The 13,887-nt window shown below is 70.2% G+C and carries 11 protein-coding genes; 4 read left to right on the top strand and 7 right to left on the bottom strand.

Annotated features, from left to right (window positions below; translation table 11 throughout):
* Positions 1-278 (top strand): nucleotide disphospho-sugar-binding domain-containing protein (locus tag AMK21_RS35115; protein WP_324613896.1); only part of this gene is annotated, 278 nt, incomplete at its 5' end.
* A gap of 207 nt (positions 279-485) precedes the next feature.
* On the opposite strand, the gene lanKC is transcribed toward AMK21_RS35115, so the two are convergent.
* Positions 486-3,143 (bottom strand): class III lanthionine synthetase LanKC, encoded by a 2,658-nt coding sequence (gene lanKC / locus AMK21_RS14730; protein WP_158070719.1) that lies wholly within the window; start codon positions 3,141-3,143, stop codon positions 486-488.
* 53 nt (positions 3,144-3,196) lie between these two features.
* Positions 3,197-3,946, bottom strand: a complete 750-nt coding sequence (locus AMK21_RS35110) for a GNAT family N-acetyltransferase (protein ID WP_158070718.1) — start codon at positions 3,944-3,946, stop codon at positions 3,197-3,199.
* Between the two features lie 174 nt (positions 3,947-4,120).
* Here AMK21_RS35110 and AMK21_RS14720 point away from each other — a divergent pair, with 174 nt between their 5' ends.
* Positions 4,121-4,900 (top strand): TylF/MycF family methyltransferase, encoded by a 780-nt coding sequence (locus AMK21_RS14720; RefSeq protein ID WP_073877864.1) that lies wholly within the window; start codon positions 4,121-4,123, stop codon positions 4,898-4,900.
* 60 nt (positions 4,901-4,960) lie between these two features.
* Here AMK21_RS14720 and AMK21_RS14715 read toward each other — a convergent pair whose 3' ends face one another.
* From AMK21_RS14715 to AMK21_RS14695, 5 genes are all read right to left on the bottom strand, one after another.
* Positions 4,961-6,709: a fatty acyl-AMP ligase gene (locus AMK21_RS14715; RefSeq protein ID WP_079181156.1), complete on the bottom strand. Its 1,749-nt coding sequence runs from the start codon at positions 6,707-6,709 to the stop codon at positions 4,961-4,963.
* Positions 6,706-8,616: an ABC transporter ATP-binding protein gene (locus tag AMK21_RS14710; RefSeq protein WP_079181155.1), complete on the bottom strand. Its 1,911-nt coding sequence runs from the start codon at positions 8,614-8,616 to the stop codon at positions 6,706-6,708. Before AMK21_RS14710 ends, AMK21_RS14715 begins: the two co-directional genes overlap by 4 nt.
* Positions 8,597-10,129: an HAL/PAL/TAL family ammonia-lyase gene (locus tag AMK21_RS14705; RefSeq protein WP_199863193.1), complete on the bottom strand. Its 1,533-nt coding sequence runs from the start codon at positions 10,127-10,129 to the stop codon at positions 8,597-8,599. Before AMK21_RS14705 ends, AMK21_RS14710 begins: the two co-directional genes overlap by 20 nt.
* Complete coding sequence (locus tag AMK21_RS14700) at positions 10,119-11,246, bottom strand: acyl-CoA synthetase (RefSeq protein ID WP_107429919.1); 1,128 nt, start codon at positions 11,244-11,246, stop codon at positions 10,119-10,121. Before AMK21_RS14700 ends, AMK21_RS14705 begins: the two co-directional genes overlap by 11 nt.
* A gap of 74 nt (positions 11,247-11,320) precedes the next feature.
* Positions 11,321-11,578 (bottom strand): acyl carrier protein, encoded by a 258-nt coding sequence (locus AMK21_RS14695; RefSeq protein ID WP_073877858.1) that lies wholly within the window; start codon positions 11,576-11,578, stop codon positions 11,321-11,323.
* A gap of 470 nt (positions 11,579-12,048) precedes the next feature.
* Between AMK21_RS14695 and AMK21_RS14690 the strand changes: the two genes are divergently transcribed.
* Both AMK21_RS14690 and AMK21_RS14685 read left to right on the top strand, forming a co-directional pair.
* The gene (locus tag AMK21_RS14690; protein WP_199863192.1) at positions 12,049-12,765 is read left to right on the top strand and encodes an LmbU family transcriptional regulator; all 717 of its coding nucleotides are present in this window, start codon (positions 12,049-12,051) and stop codon (positions 12,763-12,765) included.
* Positions 12,762-13,871 (top strand): DegT/DnrJ/EryC1/StrS family aminotransferase, encoded by a 1,110-nt coding sequence (locus AMK21_RS14685; protein ID WP_073877854.1) that lies wholly within the window; start codon positions 12,762-12,764, stop codon positions 13,869-13,871. Before AMK21_RS14690 ends, AMK21_RS14685 begins: the two co-directional genes overlap by 4 nt.
* Positions 13,872-13,887: the final 16 nt, after the last annotated feature.

The raw sequence follows: 13,887 nt of genomic DNA, 5'->3' as shown, positions 1-13,887 counted from the left end.
GGACCACCGCACTCCACGCCACCCCCCAACTGCTCCTCGCCGAGGAACTCGACGCGCCGATACTCGCGCGCGGGGTGGCCGCGTACGGGGCGGGGATCGATCTTCCGGTGGAGGGGGTGTCGGGTGACGCGGTCGCGGCGGGGGTGCGGCGGCTGCTGGACGAGCCGTCGTTCACCGCCGGCGCGCGGCGTCTGCGGGAGGACCTGCACGCGATGCCCTCCCCGGCCGACGCCGTCCCCCGCCTCGTCGAACTCACCGAACACCACCGCAAACGCTGAACGGCGGGTGGGGGAGCCCTTCGGGAAGGACTCCCCCACACCTCCGGGGCTACCGGCCTCCCCGGACGTCGGCCGCGGTCTCCACCGTTCGGCCCTGGCTGGGGATGGTGCGGCTTTCAAGGGGTCAGCAGCCGTTGCTGACGGTGCTGATGAGCAGCTCGGCGTCGGGCGCCGGCGTCCCCATCTCCTGGAGGTCCAGAACGTTCATCACGAATCACCTCCTCCTCTCCCGCCATGGGATCGCTCCTCTTCCGGTGCCGCGCGCCGGTGCGCGACCCGGGAGTCGAGGAACGGAAGCACAGGGTGGCCACCCGCCTGGACCGAGGAGAGGGCGCTGAGGACCCCGGCGGATCCGGTGGCCAGGTCCATGGACAGCCTCAGTCCTCCCGTGCCGGGGAAGACGAGATGACCGTCGAACGCGAGGGCGTTCCAGTGCAGGTTGGCCAGGTGCTCCTGCACGTGGTCGCCCGGCACTCCGGTCAGGTGGCGCCGCAGTCCGTGCACCGCCGCGAGGAGTCCGGCGCGGCCGTTGAACAGCTGGCTCTCGATCACGTACGGGGTGCAGGCGGCTCGGGCGAGGGCGGGCAGCGCCCGGGACAGCCGTTCGTCGTCGTGGTGCGCGTCCAGCAGGTCGGCGACGAGACCGATACCCGCCGAGCCGACCTCCAGGTACGTCAGAGCGCGAATTCCGCCTTTCACGCGCAGGACGTCGTCCGTGCTCGCGTCGCACAGGTCGAGGTCGCGGTGGACCGCCCGTACGGCAGCCCTCAGGTAGTCCTTGTCACCGGTGGCCTCGTAGAAACGGAGCAGGAAGAGGGCCGCGCCGGACCAGCCACGCAGCAGCCCTCCGCGGGTCCCCGCACCTCCTGGTGCGACGTCGATCCCGTGCGGCGCGGGGCTTCCCACGGCGTCCCGCACGCGTGCGGCGAGTCCGCCGGCCTCGCGGTGCGCGGGGTGCCCGGAGTCACCTTGGGCGAAATGCAGCAGGTTCAGGCCGATGCCGGCCAGCCCGCTGTACAGGGAGACGTCGGTGACCTCCGCGAGATCCGGCCGTGAGCGCTCGACCAGCTCGGCCGCGGCCTCCTCATGGCCCAGGTGGTGCAGGGTGAAGGCGATGCCGTGGGCGCCGTCGTAGAACCCCGGCCGCAGGTGCGGCGCCCGTCCGGCGCGCAGCAGCCATTCCTCGTGCCGGGGATCGCGGACCCCGCCCGCCATCGACATGGCCCACAGGACTCCGGCCGCTCCGTGGGCGAAGGAGCCGGGTTCCACGTTGAACTGCCGCGGGTCGCCCGGGAAGAGCCGGTCCACGCGCTCCGGGGTCGCGCTGGCGGCGATGCCACGCACCAGTGATGCCCTGGCAGCCGCCCAGTCGACCGGCGCGCGGTCGATGCGGACGTCGGCCCGGGCGGTGGTCCGGGCGGCCGTACCGGTGCGTGGCAGGGGCTCGGCGCCCAGCCGGGCGCGCAGCTCGGTGGCGAAGTCCGGTGGCGGTCCGAAGAGCCGGGCGGCCTCGCCGATCAGGTCCTCGGCCTTGTCCTGGCAGATGCCCAGCACCGCGGTGTTGGGCAGGTACAACCACAGACGCAGCACGGCCAGTGCGTGCAGGTCCACGGCGGTCCCCGTCTTGGCGCGGGCGGTGAATCCCGGATGGCCCAGAACAGGCCGGATGTCCTGGTCCGCGGGGAAGCCCATCTCGAAGTCCACGAACGCGACCCGGGGTTCGGCGTCCGGCCCGTCCTCCTCGATCAGGACGTTGGCGGGATGCAGATCGCCGAAGACCACCCCGCGGTCGTGCACCCGGGCCAGCAGCCTGGTCACGGCGGCGTGCACCGACTCGGCGCGGCGGGTGTAGGCGTGCAACGTCTCTTCGGTGACCGGGCGCCAGGTCAGCATGGGGTGGTTCAGCGCCACCCAGCGCTGCAGTGTGCCGCCGTCCATGCGCTCGACGGCCAGCATGCGGTGACCGCCGAGGACGGCCTCGCCGTGCACCGCGGGCACGCCCGGCAGACCTGCGAGGCGGTCGAGGACACGCCGTTCGTTGTCGAGGCGGGCGACGGCATCGGTGCCGTCGGGCGCCGCGCCGGCGTATGGCCGGGCCTCCTTGAGCACCACCGGCCGGCCGTCGGACCGGCGCACCGCCGTGTACACGCCCCCGGCGTTGGAGAAGTGCAGGGCCTGTTCCACGTCGTAGTCGAACGCCCCGCTGGGAGCGGTGCGCCGCTCGATGTGCGGCCGCAGGAACGCCGGTGGTTCGACCCACTCGGGGACGGTGAATCCGGGGCGTCGGAGGTCGGGGACCCGGGTGCCGTCGGCTTGCAGGAAGGCGGGCACCAGCTCGCCGTCCTCCGTCCAGCACCAGTGTTCGCGGAACGCGCCGTAGCGAAAGTGCACGGGGCCATCGCCCCAGCGGCAGTCGGTGAGCACGTAGGGGCCGCTCTGGCCCGCCAGGGCCTCGGCGAGCGCCTCCGCGGTACGGCGGAACTCCTCGGTGTCGCGCGGATACAGGGCGAGGAACTTGCCGCCGGCCGCGCGCGGTGCGTACTTGGAGTTCATCGCGCCCAGCAGCTGCACGCTGCTCAGGTGCTTGAAGGCGACGCCCGCCGATCGGCAGTGGCCGGCGGTGATCTCCAGCACCTGGGCGGCGTTCGCCGTGGTGGCCGAGATGTGGATCTTCCAGCCCTGCTCGGGCAGGGGCGGCGCGTCCACGCCGTGAGGCGTGTACACCTCCCAGAAGCGCCTGCTGTCCCTGCGCCAGCCGGGGACGGGGGAGGCGAACGCCGAGGGCACCAGGGGCGTCTGGTCCGCTGCCTTCTCCGGGGACTCGAAGAAGACGGGGTCGGCCAATGCGTATATCGACCAGTCCACGGCCACGGGAACCTCCATAGGCACGCTGGGGGCAGCTCTTGGGGAAAGCGAAGTTATCCGACTGTTTCGGATTGGTAGGCGGTAAGCGATGTGGAGACCCCTGACCGCAGGTAGTTCGTCAGGGTTTCCCTCACGAGCCGCCGGTCGGAGTTTTCTTCCGGCTCTGCCTGGACAGTGGAGCGGCTGCTCTTCCATTCACCGCGCACGAAGAGCGCCTCGTACTCGTGCCGCAGCATGGACCACACCAGGAGATCATGGTGCTCACCGTTCACGACCTGCCGGTCGCGCAGAATTCCCTCGAGCATGAAGAAACGCAACCGGATCACCATTTCCAGCATGCTCCTGTTGTGCGAGCCGACCCGGAACTGAAGCCGATGGGCGTTCAGGTCGGCGAAGAGGTGCTCGATCAGCAGTCCGAAACCCTCCGCACCGAAGCCTCGGGTCCACAGGCCGTCCTCCCCGACGGCCCCGCTGATCTCGAAGGCGTCCGGACCGACGCGGAAGAACTTGACCATCCCGACCGGCCGGCCGGCCAGCGTCCGGATGGTGCAGTAGCGCGACCCGTGGACCTCGACCTCACGTCTGAGGGCCGCGATCGTGACGCGCTCGCCCGCGTCCCCGGTGAGCGCCGCCACCCGGCCTCCCGGACTCAGCCATTCCACGAACAGTTCATAGTCCGCCTCGGTGGAATGCGTGATCCGAACCATACGTCCGGATCGCAGCTCCGTACCAGCTTCTTCCGCGTCGATGACCGGGCCTCCCCATTCTCGGAGCACTTTGTGGCAGCCGCCATCGTGGCGCATCGAATGGAGTCGGTCAACCGGAAGGAAACCTCTTCTTGACTACCACCAATTACCTGGCAATTCTTTTGCTCGCCTGTCCCGCCGGCGGGACATCCGCACCGCCCGCAGGGGGCAGATCAATGCCAAGTTCTACCTTTTCGGGCATCCATCGTCGTTCGACTAAAGGTTTCCGACATGGCTGAGAAAACTCAGGATCTCTATTTGGACCTCATGAAGAGAGTCGTCTCCAACACCATCTACCAGGACGCCGCCCACGGGTGGGTCCAGGACCGGGACTTCGACGCCGGCCTGCCGCAGATCGGGTACGACGCCGATCTGCGGGCGGGCGGCCGGGACATCCCGCTGGTGGCGCACACGATGATCGGCCGCAAGCGGCTGGACAACGTGCACGACTGCGTCGAGCGGGTTCTGCTGGACGGTGTGCCGGGCGATCTCGTGGAGACGGGGGTCTGGCGCGGAGGGGCGACGATCTTCATGCGGGCCGTGCTCAGGGCATTCGGTGTCACGGACCGCACGGTGTGGGTCGCCGACTCCTTCGAGGGCATCCCGCAGGGAGACCCGGAGAAGTACCCGGGGGACGAGCTCGCCCCGCTGTACCGGTTCAACGACGTGTTCGGCGTGCCGATGGAGACCGTCCAGGAGAACTTCCGCCGCTACGGCCTGCTGGACGACCAGGTGCGGTTCCTCAAGGGCTACTTCCGCGACACCCTGCCCACCGCCCCGGTGGAGCGGATCGCGGTACTCCGGCTCGACGGCGACCTCTACGAGTCCACCATGGACGCCCTCGTCCACCTCTTTCCCAAGGTGGCGGTGGGTGGCTACGTCATCGTGGACGACTACAGGGCCCTTCCCCCCTGCCGCGTAGCCGTGTACCAGTACCGCAGGGAGCACGGCATCACCGATCCGATCGAGGAGATCGACGGCGTCGGGGTGTTCTGGCGGCGTACCCGGTAGCGGCCCCCGGAGCGGGTCCGGTCCGGCACCGCGGTGCCGGACCGGCGAGGGGGAGGCGGCTCACCCGCCCAGATCCCCGGCCACGTACCGCTCCCGGGCCGCCCGGCGCTGGATCTTTCCGCTGGTGGTGCGCGGCAGCACCCCCCTGCGAACCAGGACCAGGTCGCTGACGGCGAGGCCGTGATGCCGGCTCACCGCCTGCCTCACCCGATCCGTCAGCGCGGACAGGTCGGCCTCCGGCATGTTCAGCATCGAGGCTTCGGTCTCGCCCAGCACGACCAGCCGCTGCTCCTCGGCGCCCTCCACCGCGATCGCCGTGGCGGCCAACGGAGCCGCTCCCTCCACGGTGTGCTCGATGTCCTCCGGGAAGTGGTTGCGGCCCCGCACGATGATCACGTCGTCGATGCGGCCCACGACGAAGAGCATTCCCGCGTGGAAGAAGCCCCAGTCCCGGGTGTGCAGCCAGCCGTCCGCGAAGGTCCGGGCGGTGCTCTCGGGCCGGTTCCAGTAGCCGCCGGTGAGGTTCGGCCCGGAGACGAGTATCTCCCCCACGCGGCCGGTGACGTCCTGCCCGGTGTCCGGGTCGACGATCCGCACCGTGACCCCGGCGACCGGCGTACCGCTGCTCACCAGAGTCGTCGTGTCCGGACCTGGAGCGCTGGGGAGGACCTCGCCCCCGGCGAGCGCGGCCCGGTCGAAGTGGTGGCCGATCGCACCGTCTCCGTTGGGCGTCATGGCCACCGACAGCGTCGCCTCCGCCAGCCCGTAGCACGGCACGGGCGCCGTTGCGTCGAAGCCGGCCTTCCCGAAGGCGTCGACGAAGGCTTCGACCGATCGGGCGTGCACCGGTTCACCTCCGATCGCCATGGCCCGAAGGGAGCTGAGGTCGAGGCCGGCGGCCTCCTCGGCGCTGATCCGGTCCACGCAGTGCGCCATGCCGAAGTTGGGCGTCACCGTCCAGTCCGCGCGGTGGTCGGAGACGGCGCGCAGCCAGCGGTAGGGGCTGTGCAGAAAGCTCATGGGACTGAGGTGCACCATGTGCAGTCCTGCGCTCAACGGGGCGGCGATGCCGCAGATCAGCCCCATGTCGTGGAAGAACGGAACCCAGGAGACCGCCGTGCGCGCGGGCATGAACCGTACCCGCATCTGGTAGGCGGCCGCCGCGAGGTTGGCATGGGTGACCTGGACGCCGGAGGGAGTGCCCGTGGAGCCGGAGGTGTACTGGAGGTAGCAGACGCCGTCGGGCCGAGCGGCCGGAACGTCCAAGCGGGTGTCCGCATCGGTGGACGCCGTGTCCACCAGCAGGACGTGATCGCCCTTCCAGCCGGCCTCGGCCAGGGCGGACCGTACGTCGGCTTCGGTGTGCGAGGTGGTGAGCGCGCACACGGGCGTGCTGTCCTGGACGACGGACCGCAGCCGGGTCTCGCTGCGGAACAGTTCGGGGGCGTACAGGGGTACGGCCACCACGCCCGCGTACAGGCACGCCAGAAACGCCACGACGTAGTGCTCGTCGTGCCGGCACAGCACCGCGGCGCGCTCGCCCGGCGGACAGATCCGGTGCAGCTCGGCGGCCACCGCCCGGGCGCGTGCGTGCAGTTCGCGGTAGCTGAGGGTGGTGACCGTCTCCGGCCGTCCCGGCCTGCCGGGCACTTTCCGCCGGTCCAGCACGGTGAGGGCGGGCATCTCCCCCGCCTCCTCGGCCAGCCGGGCGACGCTGTCGGCGAGGAATTCCAGACGGACCGGCTCGTCGTCCCCGAACGGCACGAGCATCGCGTCCGGACCGGCGGAAGCGGGGGCCTCGGTGTTCATACTGTCCTCCCCACGCCCCCCGCGGGGCGCACCGCGGACGGGTCGAGGCCGGTGGTCGGCAACAGAAGTTGGGTGGCTGCCAGTTCGCGGTACAGGGCGTCCTCACTCAGGAGCTGCTCGTGGGAGCCGATCGCCCGGATGCGGCCGGCGTCCATGACCACGATCCGGTCGGCCATGGAGACCGTCGACAGCCGATGGGCGACGACGACCACGGTCGTCCTGCCGCTCACCTCGGCGATGACCTCACGCAACGCGTTCTCGTTGCGGGCGTCGAGCTGGGAGGTCACCTCGTCGAGCAGCAGCAGGCGGGGTTTGCGCAGCAGTGCCCGGGCCACGGCGACCCGCTGCCGCTCCCCGCCCGAGAGCTTGTTCCCGCGGTGGCCCACTTCGGTGTCGAGTCCCTGGGGCAGCCGGGCGACGACCTCTTCGAGCCGGGCCTGCCCGACCGCCTCCAGGATGGCCGCGTCGTCCGCGTCGGGAACTCCGATGCACAGGTTGTCCCGCAGGGTGCCCGCCAGGACGGGTGCGTCCTGCTCCACGTAGCCGATGGAGGCGCGCAGGTCACCGAGGGGCCACTCGGTGACGTCCTTGCCGTCCAGCAGCACCTGGCCGCGCTCCGCCTCGTAGAAGCGCTCGATCAGGGCGAAGACGGTGGACTTGCCGGCGCCCGAGGGGCCGACGAAGGCCGTCATGCCACCGCGGGGGATGTCGAAGCTGATGTCGTGGTGGACGACGGTGTCGTTCCCCGGGTAGCGGAACACCACATCGCGGAAGGCCACCGAAGCGGGCTCCGCCGTCCGGTCCGCGGCCGGTGGGGCGGGAGGACTCTCCGGCTCGGTCTTCAGGCGCAGCATCTCGTGCACCCGGCCGAGCGCGGCGGCGACCACGTTGAACCTCATCATCGCGGTGACGAGCGCGCCGAGCGGTGGGACGAGGTAGAAGAGGTAGAGCAGGAAGGCGATGAGGCTGCCCAGGCTCATCGCGCCCGAGGCCACGCGCGCGCCTCCGACACCGAGCACGGCCAGGAAGGATATCTGGATCATGACGGTGATGAAGGCGCCGATGAACGACTCCAGCCGGGCCACTTTCAGGCTGCTCTGCCAGGCACGCCGGGCGCCTCGCTCCGCGATCTCGGCCTCCCGGTGTTCGGCGCCGGACGCCTTGATCGTGCGGAAGGTGCCCAGTACGCGTTCCAGGGCGGTACTCAGTTCGGCCACGCCCTCCTGGACCCGGCGGGAGGCGTTCTCCAGCTGCGGGAGGCCGACTCCGATGACGACGCCGCCGAGCAGCAGCACGCCGAGCGTGGTCAGGAGCAGCACCACGTCCATGAAGCCCATGAGGACGACGATGGTGGTGAGCATCACCGCGCCGTTGACCGTCTCCACGATGGTGGTGGTGACGGCGCTACGCATCAGCGTGGTGTCGGCGGTGGCACGGGACATCAGGTCGCCCGGCGGGAACTTGTCGGTCTCGGAGACGCGCAGCCACAGCACCTTGCGGATGACCTCGCGGCGGGAGTTGAGCACCACCGTCTCGGAGACCCGCATGAGCAGGAAGGTGCCGAGGGCGCCGAGCGCGGCGGAGATCAGCACGAACGCGCTCAGCAGCAGCAGGGTACGCGTCACCGACGACTCGTTCTGCAGGCCCTCGACGACGCTCTTGGCCATGATCGGCTGGACCAGCCCGGACAGACCACCCAGCAGCGTCAGGCCGCCGCCCACGAGTATCGCGCCCCGGTGCGGGCGCAGGTAGCGCAGCATGTCGCGCCAGGCGTCGGCGCGCAGCACCGCAGGGCGGCTGTGGTCCGCGGTGCTCCGCTTCTCCCGCGCCTTCCTCTTCCCTCTTTCCTCTCCGGCAGGCTGATCGCCCGAGGGCCGAGTGACCGGGTCAGCGTGTGTGTCCGTCATCCCCGACCTCCTCCCGGCTGATGAGATCGGCTGCGGTGCCGGCGAGGAGGTCGCGGGCCGCCCGCACTTCGGCGGCCAGCGGGCGGTCCTTGTCCAAAGGCGGTGATACGTCAACGAGTTCGGCCCACACGCCGGTGGCGTCCGCCGCCCGCCCACCGAGCGCCGCGAACTGCGTCACGCCCAGGCCCAGCGAACCGATGACCAGCCAGGCCAACTCGATGGCCTCGGCGACGGAGTTGGCGCCGTTGAGCGCCATCGGCACGTGGTCCTGGTTCCAGCCGTTGGTGGGCAGCGCGGTGAGCCCGGAGGGGTAGACCAGCTGGCGGATGCGGGAGACGAACGAGGTGGCGCTCAGCTGGACACCGGCCAGTCCGCTGTTGCTGCCGGGGTTCGGGGTGAGCATGGGAGGCATGTCGCCACTGGTCGCCGGGGTGCACAGCAGCGCGAGCTGCCGTTCGGCGAGGAAGGCGACCTGCTGAAGGCACAGACCTATCTGATCGGACGCCAGACCCACCGGCATGGCGTGGAAGTTGCCCGCGTGCAGGAACTCGCCTTCGAAGTAGAGCGGGTTGTCGGTGCAACCGGTCGCCTCGCGCACGAGGATCTGCTCGATCGACGCGAGCTGGTCCAGGACGGCCCCGAGGACCTGCGGCGCGCACCGAAGGCTGTAGGGCTCCTGGAGCGGGCGGTGCGGGGCGCGCCGCATCCCCGGCGGCAGGCCGTCGCGTATCCACTGGGCGGCGAGGATCTGGCCACTCTGGCCCCGGATGTGACCGACCGCCGGGTGGTAGGCCTGTGGGCTGGCGCCCAGCAGCGTGACCGCTCTGGAGGTCAGGAGCGCCACAGCGCGGCAAAGACGCAGCAGCTCACGGTGGTTGAACATGGTCGCGGCCAGGCTGACGCTGGTGCCGTTGACGAAGGCCAGGGATTCGCGGGCCCGCCAGGCGACGGGCTCGGCCCCGAGGGCCGTGAGAGCTTCGGCGGCGGGCCGTGTCGACCACCGGCCCTCGTCGTCGACGTGCCAGGCCTCTCCCTCGCCGGAGAGGGCGAGTGCCGCGTGGGCCAGCGGCTGGAGGTCTCCGCTGGCACTGACGGTGCCATCGCGCGGGATGACCGGTGTGAACCCGCGGTTCCAGAGGTCGGCCAGGCGGTCCCAGAATTCGGGGGCGACGGCCGAGTGGCCCTTGCGGATGCTGTTCAGCCGCAGCCACACCACCAGTCGGCTGACCTCGGGGGCGAGCGGCCGTCCCTGCGCGCTGGCCAGGTGGGCGATCAGCCCGCTGCCCTGGTCTGCGCCGGCTCCCGCGGCCGGGTAGACGACGAGCGGGCCGAAACCCTGGGTGACGCCGTACAGCTGCCCGTCGGAGGCGAGCAGCTCGTCCAGGGCCGTGACTCCCGCCCGCATGCGTTCGGCGTCCGCGGCGTCGCACACGTCGAGCCGGGCGCCCGGCCGGGCATGGGAGAGGAGGTCGGCGAGACCGACCTTGGGGGGTTCCACTGCGTCAACGATCACTTCGTGCTCCTGCTCGGGTAGGGAGAGGGGGTTGTACGCGGCGCAGCTTTCCCGTGTCGGACCGGTCGATCCGGTCGACGACGTGCACCCGCCGGGGGCGCACGACGAGCCCTGCCGTAGCGAGGACGGCGCGTACGTCGCCGCCGACGAGCTCTTCACCGGGTGCGGGGACGACGAGCAGATCGAGATTCTCGCCGCTGACCGGATCCGTCACGGGAAGGCAGGCCAGGTCGGCGCAGTGGACGACGTCACGCAACAGCCTCTCCAGCTCGTCGAGGTTGACCCGGCGTCCGTTGACCTTGACCAGCCGGCCGCGGCGGCCGGAGAAGCGGAAGCGGTGGTCCGCCCCGGCCCGGATGTAGTCGTCCGTGCGGTGGCTGGCCGGGTGCGGCAGACCAGGCCTGTGGGCGAGCCGGGGGCTGCTGACAGCCAGCAACACCTCGCCCGTCGCGTCGGGTTCCCCCCAAGCGGGCCGGACGTCGGGCAGGAGCTCCCACAAGGGGTCATCGGGACCCCAGACCCGACTGGCGACTCCGCCGGTCTCCGTGGAGCCGAACACCTCGGTGATGGAGATTTGGTCGGCGCCCTCCGTCTGTACGAGCCGGGCGGCGGCGGTCGGCAGCATCGCGGTGCTGTGGAGGACGGTCACCTGCTCGGCCGCACGGACCCACTCGCTGTGCCGGAGCAGCACCGAGAAGGTCCACGGGACGCCCACTACCGCCCACCGGCGCCGGCCGGCCTGAGGCATGGCGCCGTAGTACTGCGGTCGGTACCACGCGGGCACGCGCAGCCGGGCCGGGAGCAGCACGGTGGCGAGCGCGCCGAAGAGATGGCGGGCGGGTGCGCAGGCCAGCACCGCGTCGGGCCTCCGGGGGGCGATGAGCCCGGCCAGCAGACCGGCCTCGTCCCAGAGTTGTTCCGCGGTGCGGACCCAGGCCTCCTCGGGCCCGGTGGTCCCCGACGTGTGGAACTCGACGGTCTCGGGGAGCAGCCGGGCCACGGTCGCCTCGGGGTCACGCACCTCGTCCCATCGCACCAGCCAGGGGACGTCGTTGATCTCCGGAGCGTGGTTCCCGGCCACCAGCAATTCCTGCGGCGACATTTCGTGGTAACGCACGTGTTGACCTCACGTCGGATGGCGCGAAGGCGGGCCGAACACGGCCAACCCGCACCACGAACCGGACAAATCAGCTAGAACGATTGGTTTCGCGGCAAGAGGTCGACGAGGTCCGCGACACTGCGCACGCCGGCCATCTCCTCCTCGGGGATCTCCAAGCCCGCCACCTTCTGGAGTGTGAAGGTAATTTCCACCAGGGAGAGGGAGTCGATTTCCAACTCATCCACCAAGAGTTTCTCCGGCGACACCTCGGAGGCGGGAACACCCGACACCTCTTCGACGGTCCGGGCGACAAACGCGAGACGATTATCCTCTTCTTCGGAAGTTTTCATAGGTATCTCCTATTCCTTTCTTCCCACGGCCGTCAAGCAATTCGTTCAGGCGGCGCGTGACGCGCCGCCTGCCAATGGGGCGCCGCTTCCGGCATGGACGACGGAACCGGGGTACGCCGTCGGCGGACACGGGGCGTCCTGTCCCGCCGGCGGGACAGGACGCGACCGGTGGAGATTGCACCGCCTCCCGTGCCCGAACAGACAAGCGCAAGGTAGAAGGTAGAGCGCAGCCCGCAGCGGGCTGTCGCCCTCACGGCCCCCAAGATCAATAAGGCGTCGGCCCGCGAATCGCACCACCGTGACCGCGTCGACCTCGCCGAAAACTCCGCGGACCCCGCCCCCCGCAGCCCGTCGGAGAATTCCCCCCGTTAACAGACGCTAGACGTCGCTCGAACGAGTGAGGCAGACTGCGGATCGTCCGGATCAAGAGCCTTTACCAAGATCATCGCGAACCGGGGGTTTCGCCAAATATGGAGCGCATCTTACCCAATACTCCAAACGGACGCGTACGGATCAGCGAGAGAGGAACCCCCGAAAGAGGGGGCCGGAATTCCGGTAACTTTTCGCCGGGACGCCCGGGAGCCGCACGCACCGGTCGCACCTCCCTCACCCTCCCACCCCATATGCCGATGGATCAGTGGCGCGATCTCGGCCAGCACATCTACGTCATCAACGACTCGTCCGGATGGTGGTTCGGCGATTGGCTGATCTACGGCCAGCAGCACTACCCGGATCGCTACAAACACGCCATCGCCGAAACCTCGCTCAGTTACCAGACGCTCCGGAACTACGCGTGGGTCGCCGGCCAGTTCAGCGTGGATCGCAGACGGGACCGGCTGAGCTTCCAGCACCACGCCGAGGTGGCGGGCCTCAACGGCGAGATGCAGGACAACTGGCTCAGCCAGGCCGAACGGTTCGGTTGGTCGCGGAACGAGCTACGCCGACGCATCAAGGCCGGGCTGCGCCCGCCGTCCGAGAAGCTGCCCTCCAACGTCCGGGTGGACGTCACCGCCGAGCGCCGGAACCGTTGGGAACAAGCCGCGGCCGACCGGGGCCAGGAACTCGCCGCGTGGATCATCTCCGTGCTGGACGAGTCCGCCGAGGCCGTTCGGCAGGCCGAGTCCGCCGTACAGCTCACCCCGGGTCCTTCCGAACACCACCAGGAGAACGGAGCTTCTCGGCCATGACCCTCGCTGTCTGGGACTACCTGAACGAGTTCCACGCGGAACGCGACGACATCCTCGACGCCGTGGAGAGCGTGTTCCGTTCCGGTCGGCTGATTCTGGGCGAAAGCGTGCGGGGCTTCGAGGACGAGTTCGCCGCCTACCACGGCGGCGGACACTGCGTCACCGTGGACAACGGGACCAACGCGCTCGTCCTCGCCCTGCGCGCGGTGGGCGTGCGGCCGGGGGACGAGGTCATCACCGTCTCCAACACCGCGGCTCCGACCGTCGTCGCCATCGACGCGGTCGGAGCCGTACCCGTGTTCGTCGACGTCGACCCGGACACGTACCTGATGGACGTGGGCCAGGTGCCCAAGGCCGTCACCGAACGGACCCGCGCCCTGCTGCCCGTCCACCTCTACGGCCAGTGCGTCGACCTGGCCCCGCTGGAGGAGTGCGCACGGTCCCATGGCCTGGCGCTCGTCGAGGACTGTGCGCAGGCCCACGGGGCGCGCCACCACGGCAGGATCGCCGGGACCACCGGCGCCGCCGCGGCCTTCTCCTTCTACCCGACGAAGGTGCTGGGCGCCTACGGCGACGGCGGTGCCGTCCTCACGGGCCGGGGCGAGACAGCCGAGACCCTGCGCAGGCTGCGGTACTACGGCATGGAGAACCGCTACTACGTCGAGGCGACACCGGGTCACAACAGCCGACTGGACGAGGTGCAGGCGGAGATCCTGCGGCGCAAGCTGACCCGGCTGGACTCCTACATCGCGGGGCGGCGCGCCGTGGCCGACCGCTACGCGCAGGCCCTTGCCGACACGGGCCTGGTACTGCCGACGACGGCACCCGGCAACGACCACGTGTACTACCTGTACGTGGTGCGCCATGCGCAGCGTGAGGCCATCCTGCGCGAACTGGAGCGCCGCGGCATCTCTCTGAACGTCAGCTATCCCTGGCCGGTGCACACGATGCGCGGCTTCGCCCACCTCGGCTACCGGCAGGGCGACCTGCCGGTGACCGAAGAACTGGCGGGGGAGATCTTCTCCCTGCCGATGTACCCGTCGCTGCGCCGGGCCGACCAGGACCGCGTCATAGAGGCCCTGCGAGAGGTGCTGGCCCAGCTGTGACCCGGCCGCACCCCGA

The organism is Streptomyces sp. CB00316 (assembly GCF_001905595.1).
In the GTDB taxonomy this organism is placed as follows: Bacteria; Actinomycetota; Actinomycetes; order Streptomycetales; family Streptomycetaceae; genus Streptomyces.
Note: the sequence above shows the minus strand (reverse complement) of the source record. Positions and strands in the feature narration are given on the sequence as shown.